At 33.9% G+C, this 18,080-nt stretch carries 14 protein-coding genes and 1 pseudogene; 12 read left to right on the top strand and 3 right to left on the bottom strand.

The window, feature by feature from the left end; all coding sequences use genetic code 11:
* The first annotated feature begins 330 nt into the window (after positions 1-330).
* From ACXM1Q_RS07010 to ACXM1Q_RS06990, 5 genes are all read left to right on the top strand, one after another.
* The gene (locus ACXM1Q_RS07010; RefSeq protein WP_458517450.1) at positions 331-2,433 is read left to right on the top strand and encodes a Dam family site-specific DNA-(adenine-N6)-methyltransferase; all 2,103 of its coding nucleotides are present in this window, start codon (positions 331-333) and stop codon (positions 2,431-2,433) included.
* A complete protein-coding gene (locus ACXM1Q_RS07005) occupies positions 2,433-4,388 on the top strand; it encodes an AlwI family type II restriction endonuclease (protein WP_458517449.1) in 1,956 nt (651 codons plus the stop codon). Before ACXM1Q_RS07010 ends, ACXM1Q_RS07005 begins: the two co-directional genes overlap by 1 nt.
* Before the next feature lie 570 nt (positions 4,389-4,958).
* Entirely contained in the window at positions 4,959-7,049 is a 2,091-nt protein-coding gene (locus ACXM1Q_RS07000) for an AAA family ATPase (protein ID WP_458517448.1), read from the top strand.
* Positions 7,037-7,894: a hypothetical protein gene (locus tag ACXM1Q_RS06995; protein ID WP_458517447.1), complete on the top strand. Its 858-nt coding sequence runs from the start codon at positions 7,037-7,039 to the stop codon at positions 7,892-7,894. The genes ACXM1Q_RS07000 and ACXM1Q_RS06995 overlap by 13 nt, the downstream gene beginning before the upstream one ends.
* Positions 7,895-8,057: 163 nt before the next feature.
* Positions 8,058-8,558, top strand: a complete 501-nt coding sequence (locus tag ACXM1Q_RS06990; RefSeq protein WP_458517446.1) for a winged helix-turn-helix domain-containing protein — start codon at positions 8,058-8,060, stop codon at positions 8,556-8,558.
* Between the two features lie 187 nt (positions 8,559-8,745).
* Here ACXM1Q_RS06990 and ACXM1Q_RS06985 read toward each other — a convergent pair whose 3' ends face one another.
* Positions 8,746-9,021 carry a hypothetical protein gene (locus tag ACXM1Q_RS06985; RefSeq protein WP_458517451.1) on the bottom strand — a complete coding sequence of 92 codons (276 nt, stop codon included), beginning with the start codon at positions 9,019-9,021 and terminating at the stop codon, positions 8,746-8,748.
* 24 nt (positions 9,022-9,045) lie between these two features.
* Here ACXM1Q_RS06985 and ACXM1Q_RS06980 point away from each other — a divergent pair.
* The 5 genes and pseudogenes from ACXM1Q_RS06980 to ACXM1Q_RS06960 all read left to right on the top strand — a co-directional run.
* Positions 9,046-9,210 (top strand): annotated as a pseudogene (locus ACXM1Q_RS06980) (IS30 family transposase); the annotation flags it as partial.
* A gap of 191 nt (positions 9,211-9,401) precedes the next feature.
* Positions 9,402-10,268 (top strand): hypothetical protein, encoded by an 867-nt coding sequence (locus tag ACXM1Q_RS06975; protein ID WP_458517445.1) that lies wholly within the window; start codon positions 9,402-9,404, stop codon positions 10,266-10,268.
* 343 nt (positions 10,269-10,611) lie between these two features.
* Positions 10,612-12,039 (top strand): ATP-binding protein, encoded by a 1,428-nt coding sequence (locus ACXM1Q_RS06970; protein WP_458517444.1) that lies wholly within the window; start codon positions 10,612-10,614, stop codon positions 12,037-12,039.
* Between the two features lie 295 nt (positions 12,040-12,334).
* Positions 12,335-13,543 carry an ATP-binding protein gene (locus tag ACXM1Q_RS06965; protein ID WP_458517443.1) on the top strand — a complete coding sequence of 403 codons (1,209 nt, stop codon included), beginning with the start codon at positions 12,335-12,337 and terminating at the stop codon, positions 13,541-13,543.
* Positions 13,544-13,586: 43 nt separating this feature from the next.
* Positions 13,587-14,072, top strand: coding sequence for a YkgJ family cysteine cluster protein (locus ACXM1Q_RS06960; RefSeq protein ID WP_458517442.1), 486 nt, complete (start codon positions 13,587-13,589; stop codon positions 14,070-14,072).
* A 153-nt stretch (positions 14,073-14,225) separates the two neighbouring features.
* Here ACXM1Q_RS06960 and ACXM1Q_RS06955 read toward each other — a convergent pair whose 3' ends face one another.
* Both ACXM1Q_RS06955 and ACXM1Q_RS06950 read right to left on the bottom strand, forming a co-directional pair.
* Positions 14,226-15,254 (bottom strand): AAA family ATPase, encoded by a 1,029-nt coding sequence (locus ACXM1Q_RS06955; RefSeq protein WP_458517441.1) that lies wholly within the window; start codon positions 15,252-15,254, stop codon positions 14,226-14,228.
* A gap of 272 nt (positions 15,255-15,526) precedes the next feature.
* The gene (locus ACXM1Q_RS06950) at positions 15,527-16,498 is read right to left on the bottom strand and encodes an aromatic acid exporter family protein (RefSeq protein WP_458517440.1); all 972 of its coding nucleotides are present in this window, start codon (positions 16,496-16,498) and stop codon (positions 15,527-15,529) included.
* An 85-nt stretch (positions 16,499-16,583) separates the two neighbouring features.
* On the opposite strand from ACXM1Q_RS06950, the gene asnA reads away from it, so the two are divergent.
* The gene (gene asnA / locus ACXM1Q_RS06945) at positions 16,584-17,576 is read left to right on the top strand and encodes an aspartate--ammonia ligase (protein ID WP_458517439.1); all 993 of its coding nucleotides are present in this window, start codon (positions 16,584-16,586) and stop codon (positions 17,574-17,576) included.
* Positions 17,577-17,591: 15 nt separating this feature from the next.
* Complete coding sequence (locus ACXM1Q_RS06940) at positions 17,592-17,801, top strand: hypothetical protein (protein ID WP_458517438.1); 210 nt, start codon at positions 17,592-17,594, stop codon at positions 17,799-17,801.
* Positions 17,802-18,080: the final 279 nt, after the last annotated feature.

Here is an 18,080-nt window from a genome sequence, read left to right as displayed (position 1 = left end):
CTCCAGAATTAAATCCTATTGAAAAAAGCTGGGCTATTTTAAAAAAATCAGTTACAGAATTACTTCGTAAAATGGACTCTATAACTGATGCAATAACATACTATTTAAAAACTAAATGACTATATCACTAAAGAAAGAGTTGTAAAACTTTTGATTGAATAAATTCATATTAATTGAAGTTGTTAAAGTATGATAAAAGTGATTACTAAAAGACTAACTGATCAGAAGAGGAAAGTATTTGTTGATTTATGTATATTAGAGATTGATAGTTACTTATTGCGTTGATTATGCTAAAATAGCTATAACTGTAAAGAGAGAGGTGATGCCTAAATGATGACAACAAAAGATTTAATGGACAAGTATGGAGTATCACGACAAACTGTAAATAATTGGGTGAGGAAAAATGAAATTCCTGCACCGACCATAAAAAAAGGGCATCAGAATGCTTGGACATTTAGTCAAGTGGAGATTATTGATAAAAAATTAAATCAAATTCACAGTGAACAGCTAGATTTGTTTAAAGCTGAACCGACTCCTCTTCAAATCAATAATAGAAGATACTTAGGCAGTAAGCAGAAATTGCTAGATTTTATTAATGATGTTGTTTCGGAATACACTAAGAATGTTAAGTCAGTTGCAGATATTTTTGGTGGAACAGGTGTTGTTGCCAATCTATTTAACAAGCAAGGAAAAAAAGTCATAGTCAATGATATTCTTACAAGTAACTCTATTTCTTATGAAACATGGTTCGGAAATATGTCTGTAGATGAAAAAAAAATTCAACTTAAAATTGAAGAACTAAATTCTCTTGAAGGCATACGTGGCTATGTTGATAAAAATTTTGGTAATAAATATTTTTCTAGTGAAAACGCACAAAAAATTGATGCAATTCGTGAAAAAATCGAAACTTACAATGATTTGAACAAGCGAGAGAAAGCATTCCTATTGACTTCTTTACTATATGCTATGGATAAGGTGGCTAACACAGTAGGACATTTTGATGCTTATCGGAAAAAAATGGATACTTTTAAATCTATTTATTTAAGAGTTCCCGAATTCAATGAAAATGTTGGAAATGAGATTTACAATGAAGATGCAAATCAGCTGGTTAGAAAAATTAAAACAGATCTAGTTTATATTGATACACCCTACAATTCTCGTGGCTATGAAAGTGCCTACCATGTTTTAGAAAATGTTATGGAGTGGAAAAAACCAGAAGTTGAGGGAGTGACTATGAAAGCAGTTAATCGCTCTGAAAAATCTTCAGACTATACCAAATCTAGAGCACCACAAGCATTTGATGATTTAATTCAAAATATTGATGCTCGTTATATTTTGGTTTCATACAATAATATGGCAAAAAAAGGAAATTCCCGCTCAAATGCTAAGATTTCAAATGAAGAAATTATTTCTACATTAAAAAAACGTGGACAAGTTGAAGTATTTTCAATTGATTTTAATACATTTACAACTGGGAAATCGAATATAGAGGATCATAAAGAATTACTGTATCTTTGTACAGTTGATGATGAAATAATTCAATCACCATTGAATTATACGGGGGGGAAACAAAAATTACTTCCACAATTAAGACCTTATTTTCCTTCAAGCTATACACGATTGATTGATCTATTTTCTGGTGGAGGTAGTGTTACTGTAAACCTAGCAAAATGTGGGCAAGCAGAGAGTTATCTTATGAATGATGTTGAAAATCATGTAATTGACTTTTTTAAGTATATTTCAACGGTTGATGTAGATGAGTTCATTACCCATGTGGAAATGACAATAAAAGATTATGGAATGTCCAATACAAAGAAAAATGGGTATGCCTTTTACTCTGCAAATAGTGTTAATGGTTTAGGTGGCTACAATAAAGAAAAATTCTTGAAGTTGAGAAAGGATTATAATAATTCACCGTCACCATTGTTGTTTTACTTGTTAGTTATATTCGGTTTTAATAACCAGATTCGTTTTAATTCAAAAGGTGAGTACAATCTTCCAGTTGGTAAACGAGACTTTAACAAAAAGATGGAAGAAAAATTACGTAGGTTTGTAAAAGTACTACAGAATTCACCGATTGAATATTCTGCAAATGATTTCCGTGATGTGGTTATTAATAAGGGTGATTTTATATATGCAGATCCTCCGTATCTTATTACGACGGCAGCATATAACGAAAATGGTGGTTGGTCTGAAAAAGATGAAAAAGATTTATATGAATATCTTGATAAAGCAAATGAAAGAAATATTAAGTTTGCTCTTTCAAATGTGATAATCCATAAAGGAAGAGAAAATGAAATTCTTAAAATTTGGGCTTCAAAATATAATTTATACGTCTTGGACTATAATTATAATAACAGTAATTACCAGTCAAAGGCTAAGCAAAGTGAAACAGTTGAGGTTTTAGTCACAAATTATGAGAGGTATATATAATGAAACTTACAAGTACCGCAGAAACGTTTAATGTAGGAGACACGAGTTTTAGAAGAAAAACTCTAATTGATGACTACAAAATCTTGTTGCTGTATCTTCAAGAAACAAATTTAGAATTTGATGAATGGGATAATACTACACAAGCGGAATTTTACGAAAAAATTTTGAGAGGAACAGATTTATTTTCTAGGAATTCCAACGAAGATTTTGCAAAAAGGGGTAGAACTTTAACCAATGCCTTAGTAAAAATTGGTTTAACAAATTCAAAAAGGAAACTTTCAAAAGTTGCTGAAAGTTGGATAAATGGAAATACACTTAGTGCAAATGATGTTGAACGTTCATTAGGGATTGATGAAAATAATTTATTATTTACTCGTCAGCTGTTAAAGCTACGTGTTTATGATTCGAACAAGGTGAATTATTTTTATCCATTTCGAGTTGCATTAGGAATGGTCTTGAAATATCAAAATATTCCGCAATGGGATTTTCTAACATTAATTCATTTAATCCAGCCGTCATTTGATAATCAAAAGATAAAAGATATAATTAATGATTATCAAAGTGTTAACGACAACAATGAAGTTTTTTCGGAATTTTTAGATAGAAACTTTCCAGAAAATACAAGTAAAGTATCTGCTGACAAACTCTTTTCAACAGAAGAGTTAAATAGAGAAGAATTTGATGCTTTGTTTGTAAATAGAAAATCTTCAGAAACGCAAGAATTATATTTTGAGTTTGTTAATAAATTGTTGACTTTTAAATCTAGAAAAACTGTTCAAAATTTAGAATCGTTGCTTGGATTTAATTCTAATGATAAATTAACTAAGGCGTTTGGGTTTGGGAAAGCTATTTTTGCTAAATCGAAGTTCATGAAATCAAAAAATGTCCAGGATTTTTTAGAAGAAAACGCCGACAATGATTTGTTGTCGGAAAATAATACGTTTATTTACAATCAATTTGTACTCTCTAAAAAAGCTGACATCGTACATGAATATCGAGATATGACAAAAAGAACTTTTAATTTATCGGGATTATTAGAGTTTAATACTGGTCTAGTCAATGCTACTAATTCAGAAGTTTTTTCAATAATATTTAGCTCTATGAATTTCTCAGGAACTGAAAATTATGCTGATTATGAAGAAAATTTAAGTTACTTATTTTATCAAGAAAATACAATAACTGATATATTGAATTTAGATGAATCAACTATATTGTCGGAAATTAAAGAACTTCTTGGAGTTGAGAACACTTCACAAATTGAAAGTGTTGTTTTAACACAAAAAGAAGATAAATTTAGAAGGTTTATCTCAACAACATTTCCTAGAGAAAAAATTATTGAACTCTTACCACTATTTTCAACAAGAGATGATGAAAAAATTAAAGCTGAAGTATCGGAGTTGGCAACTGTTCCGACAATTTTTGAATATATTGTTGCTATTGCATGGTTCTATATTTCTAAAGAAGATTTTGTTATTACAAAGAGTTTGAATTTAACATTAGATGGTGAAATGCGACCACTATCACATGCAGCTGGTGGTGCTGGTGATATTGTCATTGATTATGACAACTTGACATTAATGCTAGAAGTTACTTTGATGAATGCTCAAGCTCAAAAACGTGGTGAATGGGAGCCAGTATTACGACACGCAACAAATTTGACTGTAGATAACTCTGATAAGAATGTCATCACTTTATTTATTGCTGATGAATTGGATGATAATACTGTAAATATTTGGCGAGCAGCTGCGAGTGTGCCTTTGAGGTCATCGTATAAAGATGGAATTGCAGATTTAGTAAAAATTTTTCCTCTGGAGACTAGAAAACTGCTTCATATGCTGAAACATAATATCGATGAACAACAACTACTAAAAGCAATTGATGAATCATATGAAGAACTTGCAGGGAGTTTTGACCAAAGCTGGCGAGATAAAATTTTTGTTGAAGCTAACATGTAAAATGTAGCAGTTCCGATTTAAACGCAAATGATTTATAGTGTCTGGAAATGTTACTTAGTGGTGGGAACTTATGGTCAAATCTATACAATTGAGTATTACTCCATGATTCTTGGAAATATGGTACTGGAAACCAATACAAGAAGATCTTGTCAATGTTTCTTAGATTTTAAATGTAACAGTTGATTATTTAGTTGGAAATGATGAAGAAATTATGAATAATAAGTTAGAGGGTATTGAGATCCTTCTTTCGTAAAAATTTAGAAGAGCTAATTGAAGCAGGTAAGTCTGTTTTCAGACAAGAGTTAATTGCTTGGGTGGAGAAGCGGAAAAATTTTTTGAAAAGGGCAATTCAATACTTTTTAATGAACTAAGGCGTGTAAAAAGTATTACAGGATCTCAATTAGCAAAAGAGCGGATGTTTCTGAAGTAATTATAATTAAAAAGAAAAGGAGGGACTTAGGAATACTAGCTTTAAGTATATAGTAAAGATATCTAGGATATTTGATGTTAGACTAGACGTGTTAAGTAAATTGAGTATTAGTTTAAATAAGGAATAAGGTGATTGATTTTATGCCAAAAAATATTTTTATTGATGTGAGCAGAGAGGTTGAACAGTCTGAAGTATTCAAACATATGTTAGAGGATGTTGAAAGATTTATTCCAGACGACTATGAAGAGACTGTTTATATACTTCAAAAGCCAATGCTAGTTTCAAAAGAGAAGGAATATTATGCATTTGGGGTAACATTGATTGTTCAAGGATCAAAAATTTTTTTTATTGATTGTAATCCTGATGGAAGTTATGATGAGGAGTTTAAGTATTATTGTGAAGATTTTATTGATGATATTAATGCATTAATAACAGCTCAGTATTCACAGTATTTTAATATATTAAAAAGGAAGAGGGAGTGGGAATCTTATTTTGTAAAGATTGATAATGGGGGGATAGATGAATATACGTTTTTTAATTTGAATAATATTGACTCAAGAAAGATTAAGTTTCTATCTCAATTAATTATGGGAAGTATTCAAGAGTTTAAGGATTTTGATTTAAATATTCTGAAAGAAGAAGAATTACCTGCTCTTGATGCTGTAAAAAATAAAATTGTTCTATTTGATTTAAATCAGACTAAATTCGTTTATAAAGAGGATGAAACAAAAAAAACTTTAACCTTACAGGGACTTGCTGGATCTGGAAAAACTGAATTACTTCTTCATAAGATTAGAAAAATTTTTGTTGAAGAAACTGATGCTAGAATAGGTGTTACTTGTTTTAATAAAGTTCTTGCCGAAAGTCTAAGTACAAGAATCATTGACTTTTTCAATACAATGAAAGTGTCAGAGCAGATTACTTATCGTCGCTTATTTGTAGCACATAGTTGGGGGAGCGAAGGTTTTCCAAACTCTGGGCTTTATTCAAGAATCTGCCAAGAATATGGCATTGAATTTCAAAGATTTTCGTATGATCGAAAGAATTCAGAGGTTTGGCAAGATGCAATTAATCATTTAAATACCTTAGAAAAAATAACTCCAATTTTTGATTATCTATTTATTGATGAGAGTCAAGACTTTGATAAAGAATTTATAGAATTGTGTGAAATAGTGACGGAAAAAAGGGTTTATGTTGCTGGGGATATTTTACAGAACATTTTTTCAGATGAGAGTATGCTTAGTTATGAAACAACGGACTATGTTCTCAATAAAGTATACCGAACTGATCCAAGAACACTATTATTCTCTCATGTTTTAGGTTTTGGATTATTAGAACGACCGGTTGTTAGATGGTTGGAAGATAAAGATTGGAAAATGGCAGGATATCATCTTGAAAATATCAAAGATAACCAATTTTTAATATCTCGAAAAAGAGTTAACCGTTTTGAGGGGAGTCTAGACTTAAAAAAGGTTAAGGCGGTTGAAATTATAAAGACTGTGGATTTTGAGGAAAATCAAGAAGCTGTTCTCAGTGTAATTGATTCTATAATTAATAACAATCCGAGTGTAAAAGCAACTGATATAGCAATAATTTATACGTACTATAGTCAGAAGAATACAAGGGCTAAGGCGCGTAGACTAGGAGGTAAGATCATGAAGAGATATTTGTGGGAATATGTTCTTGTACCAGAAGAAAAAAGAATTCATGATGAGAATGAAATAACGATTACTAATATCAACAATGTAAAAGGCTTGGAATTTCCTTTTGTCATTGTTATTGATAATCAGGGGTTAAATAAAATAAATTCACAAAACACTGATATTGAAATCAGGAAGCGCAATGCATTATATATGGCTTTAACACGTTCTTTTTTAACATCTTATTTAATTATTTCTCCTGATACCTATAAAGAAGAAAATTTTACAGAAAATTTAATTAAAGCGTCAAAAGAAATTGAGTTTGAAGCAAAAATTATTGTTGAAAAACCAAGTGAGAGAGATAGAATTGATAAAGGTTTATTATACGGCTTGAATAGTAAAGAAGTTATAACACAAGAAGATTTGATATTGAAGTGTATTAAAGATTTAAATATACCTGATGATAAAAAATATGATGTCTTAGATATTGTTTTGAAGAATAATGCAATAAAAAGAGGCACGATGGATCAGGAAGCAATAAAAAGAATTGTTGTGCTTGCTCTGGAATTAATAGAATCATGGAATATTTAGATATAAAGGTTACAAAAGATATACTTCCATCCATTAGTAGTACATTTATTTTAAATAATTTTGATGAATCATTAAGTTATACTGAGGTGAAATCTGATTATGATATGATTCGGGCAAGGGTAAATAGCTTGATTTTTCGAAAAAAGAATGAGTTAATATATTTTTGTTTAATTCTTTATAAGTATTTTTTGGATGAGAAAGAAGGTGTAGCAGGAAACAAGGAACTTTTTAGTTTTTCCTTCTACAAAAAGATATCAAGAATAGTTGTGCATTCGGAAAATAAAATCACTTCATTTTATATGCCCTTTATCCCTAATTATCAATTTGAAACTAGAGTCTTAGAATCGAGGCTAAATCCGGGAGTGTTAATATCATTAGATGAACTTATATTCTTAATTGAATATTTTAAATATAGTATGTTTTTATCATTTGAAAGACAGTCTTTTTTGGATCAAACTCTAAAAATTGAGTCAATAAAAGATAGTTTTTCTGAACAGACTATGGGGTTTAAGTTACTTGATGAAGAAAAATTAAGTAAGTTAGTCTCAGAGCTATTGTTCTACGATTCCTCATATTTACGTTATGATATTGATTTGGAACACTCTTTAGATGCAGAGGGACAATTTGATAGGGACAGGGTTTTCGAACATCCTCCGTATCATATTGATAGTGATTATAGAGATGCCCCTAGCTATAAAATTGGTTTTGATAAAAAAATCAGTGACGATGAATTTTTAAAAATATTTCAGATGGAAAAATCAACAGCATCAATGATTATCAAAGATGACTACAGGCCAGAAAGATTGTTAGGTGATGTTCGACAATATAGAGATTCACTAAATTAATTATATTAAAAATGTTGGTGATTTTTAAAAGTAAGTTTTACTAAGGAATGGATAGAAAGTTAGTTTGAAAAAATATCTTGAACCTAAATTATTTATACCTTAAACAAATCTGTGTAAATACCTAATGCTTAACTAAAGTCAAAATCTGAATTATAATAGAGATATGAAATTTACAAATGAAATGATTAAAGAGCTCAAAGCAGCTCTAAAAGATAAAAACTTAGTAACTTACCACAAACGTATCCAAGCGGTATATCTTAGAGCCATCAATACTCCCTACAAATCCATTATGGAGATGCTTGATATCTCACATGATACCGTTTGGAGAGTGACGAAAAAATATCAAAAAGAGGGGCTAGCAGCTCTTACCTCTGATGCTAGAGGTGGTCGTCGTAACTCTTATATGACAGTTGAGGAAGAACAAGCTTTTTTAAGTGAAGAGTTGAATTCTGCTATAAATGGTGAGTTCGTAACAGTTGAACGCCTGTATAAAGCTTATCAAGATAAATTAGGTCATAAAACCACCAAAGATGGTTTTTACCAGCTATTGAAACGTAATGGTTGGAGAAAAACAAGACCTCGTCCAGAACATCCAAAGAAAGCAGACGCTCAAACGATTTTAGCGTCTAAAAATAAAATCTTTATACGAGGAAAAATCGAGTAAGCGGTTTCTCGAAGAGAATTCCTATACCAAAACTCATCTCATGTATCACGGGTGGTTTTGACTTACGCCAAAACTTTTCTATAGATAAAAAAATATTTAGTGGCCTTATTATCGTAAAAAGAGTATATTGACCCCTTGGTGCAAACCTATAATTTTAAAAATGTATATTATTTGATTTCATGGTTTTCTAATCTCCTAACAAAGGTGGATCAGCCTTTTTTGCTTTATAGAGAATGGGGAGTGAGAAATTTAATCTCGAAATTCGTTCAAAGAGAGTTTGAAACTTATCTTTCTGACAATATAAGTTAGATAGTTTTAGAATCTTCTTTCTAGCACTTTTGACACATTTTCCGGATATATTCACAAACAGTTTCCGAAAACATTTCATCGTCAAATTATTCACAGATTCACTAGTTAGATGCTTCACAAATAAAGAAAGATTATAGGTTAAGCAGCTAATCATCATGCGAACGTCGTTCTTGATTAAAGAGGTATAAATGAAAATCACAACCGACTCATACGAAGATGGCTACCAAAAGGAACAAAGAGAACGCCTCCTGAAGAAGTCGCCTTCATTGAAAATTGGATAAATAACTACCCTAAGAAATATTTGGACTACAAGTCGCCGAAGGAATTTCTACTGGGTGGCTAACTTGAACTTGAAATTTGGTTTTTTCAGAAAGAAGCTCCAAATATATTTAGTATAAGTCCAATATTTATGGTACAATTAATACATTAAGGTATTTGGTGTAATGGTAGCACGTGGGTTTTAATTGATTTAATATATAAATCCCTTATGTCCTGAGGTTTTGGTTCAAATCCAGAAGTACCTATGGTGGAAAAATGAAAACAGACTCAAAGACTTATCGAAGATATTTAAAAAGGCACGGAAGAGAAAATCAATTCTTTATCACTTCTTATATTGGGATTGGTTTAATTAAATCAAAAGATGATAAACCCGAGGAGTTAAGTACAACTTGGGGTCCTAAAGACATTGAAAATAGTAAAAGTGAATCTAAGTTGTTTATTCAAAAAGCCTCACTCACATATTGCGTATCAACATTTGAAAGCTACTTCGATGACTTCTTTTTAAAAGAACTTAAGCAACTAATTCCAGAGAAACTACCTTTTTTTGATGAAATAGATAACCGTGGAACGAAAAAATCAATATATAAAAAGTTGGAATTACTTGTTGTAAACTTCCCAGAATTGAAATCAAAGGAATATTTTCTTGTAAAATCTGCAATCTTTTGGAGAAATGATTTAGTTCATGGTACTAGTGAAAAATTCGATCAAGAGATAAAAACAAATTTAAGAAGATACGCTCAAGATATTGAAAAATCGTATAAAGCTTTAAATATTGATGAATTCATAAAACACTATGATAATAATAAAATTCCTACATTTAAAGAGACGTTATCAATGATGACGAGTTTGAGAAACTTTGCGGCACAAATTGATAGATATTTTATGGAGGATATATCGGTAGAAAAGTACGTTGTCTTTAGATTGAAGGAAATATTTGATAGTTATGGAAATGTGGTGGATCCCACTCCGAAGAAACAAAATATTTATTGGGATAATGTCATAACAACTCATTTAGGATTACGTGAACAAGAGTTTAAAGAATTCAAAAACACTAAATTGGGTGATAAACTTTATAAAGTGACTTCGAACGAAGAGTTACAAAGTTTAATTTGTGATTATTGATTTATATACTTACTAAGATAATGGAAGGAAAAAATTTCCCTGATTCAAAGTGTATCATTCAAATTAGTTGAATTTTTTCAATTTGAGAGAATGAAAGAGAGGCTCTGTTGAAGGTTTCTGAACATATATAAAAAGAGACTTTGTCAAACGATATCTTAAGAAAGCACGTAAAGCTTCACAATTCTCAAAACGTTAATTGTTTGTTGGAGGAGACAGAACTCTCACGTTTGTGGGGGTTCTTTTTGTTAGTGTGTAATTTTGAATGTTTGTAGGATTATATTCGCTAAGGATTTACTGAAGGTGTTTGTGTTATACTAAGCTTATTAATTCTCAGGAGAACATGATGAATAAAGAATTGTCATACTACCAATGCTCATCAGAAAATCAATACTTGGATCGAAAGTCAGCTCGTAAGAAACCGCAGGAATTACTCAAGCATTTGATAGCTTTTGCGAATGCGGATGGTGGGCAACTAGTTATTGGGATTGAGGATGAAAACAAGAGTAATATCATTACAGGTTTTAAAGATGGTAAAGCTTATCCTGTTGAAGATTTTAAAAAGATTGACCGTGAGATGCGTGAGACACCTCTAGATTTATCTTTTGAAGAAATTCCTGTAGTAAATCACAAGGGTGAGGAAGACTTAATCTTGGTCATCTCAGTTGAGTTATCATCGAATCGTGTGATTGCTGCCCCAAGCGATGAAGTGTATCTCCGTCAAGGTAATGAATCAGTTAAATTAAGTTATGAACAACGTACACATCTTGCCTATGATAAAGGTCAACGTTTTTTCGAAGATGAAGTAGTTCCTGATGCAACTCTAGAAGATATTGATACTCGCTTAGTGCAGGATTTCAAAAATTGTTTTGATATTTCAGAGCGTTCCATAGAAGAAATTCTTAAAGCTCGGCGTTTTCTCGTGAATGGTAAATTAACGAAGGCAGCAATTTTACTCTTTGGAAAATACCCATCAGGTTTCTTCCCTCAAGCCCGAGTTCGCTTCCAGAGGTTTGATGGGACAGACATGGGTACAGGTAGTAGCTTTAATGTTATTAAAGAAGTAACTTTTGATGATGCGCTACCGACCTTGATTGTCAAAGCTCGCGATTTTATTCGCACCCAGCTTCGAGAATTTCAATATTTAGATGATAATGGTCAATTTCAAATCTTACCTGAATATCCTGAATTTGCTTGGTTTGAAGGTCTTGTCAATGCGGTGACTCACCGTGATTATTCTGTTTACGGGGATCATATTCGTGTATTGATGTTTGATGACCGCTTGGAAATCCATAGTCCAGGAAAGTTACCAAACATTGTAACTGTTGAAAATATCAAGCATGAGCGTTTTTCAAGAAATCCTCGAATTGCCAGAACTCTAACGGAATTTGGTTGGGTTCGTGAAATGAATGAAGGGGTTAAACGTATTTACTCTGAGATGGACTCTGCTTTTCTCCATGAGCCTATATATTCAGTGCCTGGGAATAAGGTGGTTTTGACCTTGGAAAATAGTATTACTAGTCGAACCTTGCGTATCAAAGATGCTTTGGAAGTAAAAATCAAAGATTACAGTATTCTAAGTGTAGATGAAAAAATATTACTTCAATACATGTACAATAAGAATGAACAAATGACGACAAGGAAAGCCTCTGAATTACTGGGGCGCAGTATATCCTATTCTTCAAAATTACTAAAAAGTTTACGTGACAGAGACATTTTGGCTTGGTATGGAACAAGTACGAGAGATCGTAGTCAATACTATAAGTTAAAATGAAGTAAAAACGAAGAAAAACGAAGAAAAACGAAGAAGAGCGCAGTGCGTTCAAGTTCAAATGTTCAGAAACATGAAAACGTATCAAATTCAGTGTAGTAAAGATTGTAGATTTGATGTGTTCTGTTGTGTAATATGGTCTTTTTAGATGATGGTTAGTCTGTCGTTTCTTTGTCTCTTCAAATTTTCAAAACAAGATTATTTCCAGTTGATTGGAAATATCTATCAAAAACGACCATTATTTCCAGTTGATTGGAAATAATGGTCGTTTTTGTTATACTGTTAGAGAGGTGATTCAATGAAATGGATAAATAGACCGGAGTATGTGGCTTTTTTAAACAGGCATCGGAATCGGCAGGTTATCAAGGTTATCAGCGGAGTCAGACGAGCAGGTAAGTCTGTATTGTTTCAGCTTTTTCGGCAAGAACTGATTCAGTCTGGAGTGGCAGAAAATCAGATTTTAGTGATTAATTTTGAAGATCTTCGTTACTATGAGTTGAGAGACTTTCGGGCTTTAAATAGGTATTTAGAGGAGCAACTCCAAACTCAGGAGACCTATTATATTTTTTTAGATGAAATCCAACATGTGGATCAGTTTGAATTGGTTGCCGACAGTTTGTTTATAAAGCCCAATGTTGATCTGTATCTGACAGGTTCCAATGCCTATTTCATGAGTAGTGATTTGGCAACAAATTTAACGGGACGGTATGTTCAGTTAGAAGTTCTTCCCTTATCCTTCTCAGAATATGTAGCTGGGCGAGAGGAGGACAGTTTATCGCCAAGCCAATTATTTAATGCCTATTTGTTTAGTGCCTTTCCTTATTTGTTACAAACAGAGAGTTATCGAGAGCGTATTGAATATTTGCAAGGGCTATATTCAACGATCTTGTTGAATGATGTTTTGCCCAGGGCAGGTGCAGCTAGTCCAGATTTGTTAGAGCGTTTGGCACGGACGCTCCTTAGTAGTATGGGGAGTCCAATTTCTACGAATAAAATTCGGAATACCTTGATTAGTCAAGGGGTAAAGGTTTCCAATACCACCTTGGAAGGCTACCTGGATGCCTTGCTGGATTCCCTATTGTTCTACGCTGTGCCTCGTTTCGATGTAAAAGGGCGAACCCTTTTGCAAAGACTAGAAAAATTTTACTGTGTTGATCTCGGTTTTCGCCAATTGCTGTTACCAGATCATCAAGAAGATTTGGGACATATGATTGAAACGATTGTTTATTTGGAATTAAGACGGCGTTTTTCCAAAGTATATGTAGGAAATATTGGTAAATATGAGGTGGATTTTATTGTTGTGACAGAAACAGGGGCTTATCAATATTTTCAGGTGAGTCTGTCAACGCTGGCTCCTGAAACACTAGAGCGAGAACTTCGTCCGTTGCAAGCCATCGCTGACCAGCACCCTAAATATCTTTTGACACTGGATCAGATACAGCCAGAAGCCAATTATGATGGGATTCAGAAAAAGTCGCTCATTGATTGGCTGTTAGAGGATTCCTAGGTATGCTATAATTTTGATAAATGTTGGAATAAGGAAAAGAAAAATGGATTTAGAACGGTATCATCAGTTGGCTTTGCAGAAGCAAAAAGAGCATCGGAAGTTTCTTTCGGGATTGAAGAAGAAGCCTCCTAAAAATCTCGATAAACTCAGTCAGGAAATTCACGCAGAAGTGTTTGAGGAAATTGATTGTATTCAATGTGCTAATTGTTGCCGTCATCTAGGTCCCTTGTTGACAGAGGCGGATATCACGCGCATTTCGAAGACCTTTCGCATGAAATTATCCGCCTTTGAAGAAGCTTTTCTGCGCGTGGATGAGGATGGAGATAAGGTCTTTCAATCCATGCCCTGTCCTTTTATCGGAGATGACAATCTTTGTTCGATTTATGATGTTCGACCTAAAGCTTGTCGGGAGTTTCCCCACACAGACCGTAAAAAGATTTATCAAATCAATCATTTAACCATTCAAAATACCCTCATATGCCCAGCAGCCTATCTTTTTGTTGAGAAAATGCAGGAAAGGCTGAAATAATCCTTTTTCCTTTTTAAAATGTGAAGGGCTAAAACCTCCCATCAGTTTTTTACTATTAGCTGATGGGAGGTTTTGTATTTATAGGGATGAAATAGTGTGAAAAGTCCTAGAGGCCTTCAGAATGTAAAGAATCATTATTCTATTAGTATCGTTTTAGAAGTTTTCAAGATAACTATCAAATTCTGGTAAAATTAAATCAACATATCCACGTTGTGGCTGAAAAATAAGTCCTTTATCGATAAGTCTATATTTATACGTATTAACAAGGTTTTTATCCCATTTGGTTTCTTCAATTATACCGGCTATTTTCGTCTCTGATTTAATAACTCTCAAGAAGATTTCATCATTCTCTGATAGTCGTTGTTTGATTAGTCGATAGGCATTCTTTCCTAGTAAATATCGAAAATCTGGAATAATATCTTTGATATCATCAATGGTTGTACATTCTTTCTCATACATTAATTGACCTAACAATTGAAAAGCATAGGCATACCCTCTGGTTCTCTCTGCTGCATAACCAGCAGCAGAACGATCAAGTGATAGATGTTTAAGGTAAGCCTCTTCAATATCATCGATGGTAAGAGGAGAAAGTACAATCATATTTGAACGTAGTAGAAAAGTTAAAATTTTATCGGTAATGACTTCATTAATATCTTCTGGAAGACCTGTTGAAACAATACTAATAGGAAGGTCTTTGCGGATAAGGAGCTGAAACAGTGAATATAACTCCCTAATACCGTTAGAACTAGAAATTTCATCGATTAAAATAATAACTTTGCGATTGGCTTTTTGACAAATGGTTAGTAGTTCAATCAGCTGTTGCTGATTTGTGGTCTTTTGAGCTTGTACATTTTCAATGGTCAGACCCAATATATTAAAATTTTTAATCTGTATAGAATTACTTAGAGTAATCTCCCTACTAACCTTATGGCTTAATTCTGCAATTAACTCAGATACAATGGAGGGGGTATTAATCAGTGTTACGGGAATCCAGTGCTCTGGTAGTTCATTTTCTAACTTTGTGATAAAGGTGGTTTTTCCTGAACCTCGAACTCCTGTAACGATAGTAGATTGCGCATCGGAGTAAGGGTTATCGAGGTTTTTTAATAGGTTCTCAAATTCCTGATTTCGATTTAAGAAAATCTTAGGTGATTTACCAAATATGGTCGTGAATGGGGTCATGTCGTCTCCTATATACTGGTATATACTTTGTTGTTTTATTATATACTGGTATATACTTTTAGTCAAATATTAAAAAAAATAATGAAACTATTCTTCTAAGTTTCTCTTGAATTAGGCTGACAAATATTCTGGTCAAAGTAAAGAGCCCCAGTAGTTCTGAGGCTCTTATAGGAGATTATTATGAAAAAGAAAAGTTTTAGGAGTCGTTGAGGTCTTCCTCAACTGTAAATAGAGTATACCTTTCTTTTCTTAAAGGAAACTTATAGTTGTGGTTATTCGTCTGTTAGTTGGTCATGTGGATAGCGTTCATAGAAGTGAACTTTTAATTGGATGAGGCGTTCAAGGTCGCGGAAGATTTGTAGGAGCATGGAGCGTGATTCAAATTCTTCGCGGCTTTTTGGAAGAGGGCGCTCGCGGAAGACTTGGAGGTAGTGGTCAATGCGATGGATTAAATGAATCGGAGTTGATTTATCTTCCAATTGTTGAGCGGTATCCTTGAATAGCTGAGCTAGAATGAGGCTTTCTTCGGCAGAGAAGTGGCAGTGGTTGATGTCTTCGACCATTTGTTGGAGGTAATGACTTTGTTCGAGTCGCATCTCAAAGTAATGCACTTCGTAATCCGTTCGTTGGAAGAGTTGGTTGGATTGATCACGGTAGACTAGTTCTAGGCCAGCTTGAATTTCACGCTCCAGTTGTCGGATGCGATAGATTTCATCGCTACTTTCACCGGTTGATAGGATATGGTGGAAACGCAGAAGAATACCTTTGAATAGGAGTTCTACGCGATCTTTGGCTGCGATGATATCTTTTTGGTAAGAAGGCATATAAATATTGGCTAAGAGAGCCAAGCCAACTCCGATTACGAAAAGGCCGATTTCATTTAGAATAACAGGGACTGTTAAACTGCCTGCATCCAGTAAATGGAATACGCCGACAGTGGAGACAGACAAGCCGATGTCCCACTCGTATTTGTAGGCCATAGGGATATAGATACTCATACTAAGGACAAAGGCCCAGATATTCAGACCAAATAAACTAAAGCAGATAATCGCTGCGAGTATGGCTGAGGTCATACTCAAAATCCGACGTTTGGCTGTAATAAGGGTTGAGCGTCGTGTGTCTAAAAGACTGAGTAGGCCGATAATTCCAGCTGATGAAGGATATTGAAGGCCAAAAAAAGTCGCTAATTGGATGGCTAGCCAGATGACCAAAATGACTTTCACGCTTTTTTGAAAAATGGACATAGTACCTCCTTGTAATTTTCTAATTTTAGTGTATCATATAGCTAAGTTTACGATAGACTTAGACACTCACAAATAAGGAGAGGCTATGAAAAAAGATTTTATTCATCAGCAAGAAGAGATTTCTTTTGTTAAAAATACCTTTACTCAATATCTGCAAGATAAATTGGAGATTGTCGAAGTACAAGGTCCAATTTTATCTCGTGTTGGGGATGGTATGCAAGATAATTTGTCTGGTATTGAGCATCCGGTAGAAGTGCATGTGAAATTGATTCCAGAAGCAACCTATGAGGTTGTTCATTCTTTGGCTAAGTGGAAACGTCATACGCTGGCTCGTTTTGGATTTAATGAGGGGGAAGGTCTTTTTGTTCATATGAAGGCCCTACGTCCGGATGAGGATTCCTTAGATCCAACTCACTCGGTTTATGTAGACCAGTGGGATTGGGAGAAAGTCATTCCAGATGGACAACGGAATTTAGCGTATCTAAAGGACACTGTCGAAAAAATTTATAAGGCTATTCGTCTAACAGAATTGGCCGTAGAGGCTAGGTACGATATCGAAGCCATTTTGCCAAAACAGATTACCTTTGTGCACACAGAGGAGTTGGTTAATCTTTATCCCGACTTAAGCCCAAAGGAAAGAGAAAACGCTATTGCCAAGGAGCATGGGGCAGTCTTTCTGATTGGGATTGGGGGCGTGCTGGCCGACGGACAGCCGCATGATGGTCGTGCACCGGACTATGACGATTGGACAACTGAAACGGAGAATGGCTATAAGGGCTTGAATGGGGATATTTTGGTTTGGAATGACCAATTAGGTTCCGCCTTTGAGCTTTCTTCCATGGGAATCCGGGTAGATGAAGATGCTCTCAAGCGTCAGGTGGCGATTACGGGCGATGAAGATCGATTAGAATTTGACTGGCATAAAACCCTGCTTCGTGGCTTCTTCCCGCTGTCGATTGGTGGTGGTATTGGTCAATCTCGTCTAGCGATGTTCCTCTTGCGGAAAAAACATATTGGAGAAGTGCAATCCAGTGTCTGGCCACAAGATGTCTATGATAGCTTTGATAATATCCTTTAAGCGGATGGTGTGTGAATGGAACGGCATCCTGCTAAAGGGACTCGAATGGTCAAATCCATGGGCTGGGAGAATGGCATTATGGAAGTTGAATATGTCAGTGGTCTGATTCATCAGTATCATGATGTTACCGAAGACCAATTTATCCGAGCTGGTACTGGTAATATTGATAAAAAAGTCCGCTTAATCGGTAAAAGCCATCGCTTTACAAGAGTGGAGAAGGAATAAGAATAAAGAGGTCGAGTTTTCAGTCTCGGCCTTTTTATGATGTCAGACTTTGAACAGAAGACTGACACTTAAGGAACTTTCCAATCGGGATACTTGAAAAATTAGGAGACTGGGTAAAAAGTTTTAAAAATAGAAAACAGCTTAGAATTACGTCATTATAGTCATTTAGTTTTTAAATAGTATGTTATTGCATCAGTTATAGAGTCCATTTTACGAAGTAATTCTGTAACTGATTTTTTTAAAATAGCCCAGCTTTTTTCAATAGGATTTAATTCTGGA

It is taken from the genome of Streptococcus sp. 10F2 (genome assembly GCF_054331515.2).
This window is presented reverse-complemented; position numbering and strand designations above follow the sequence as displayed.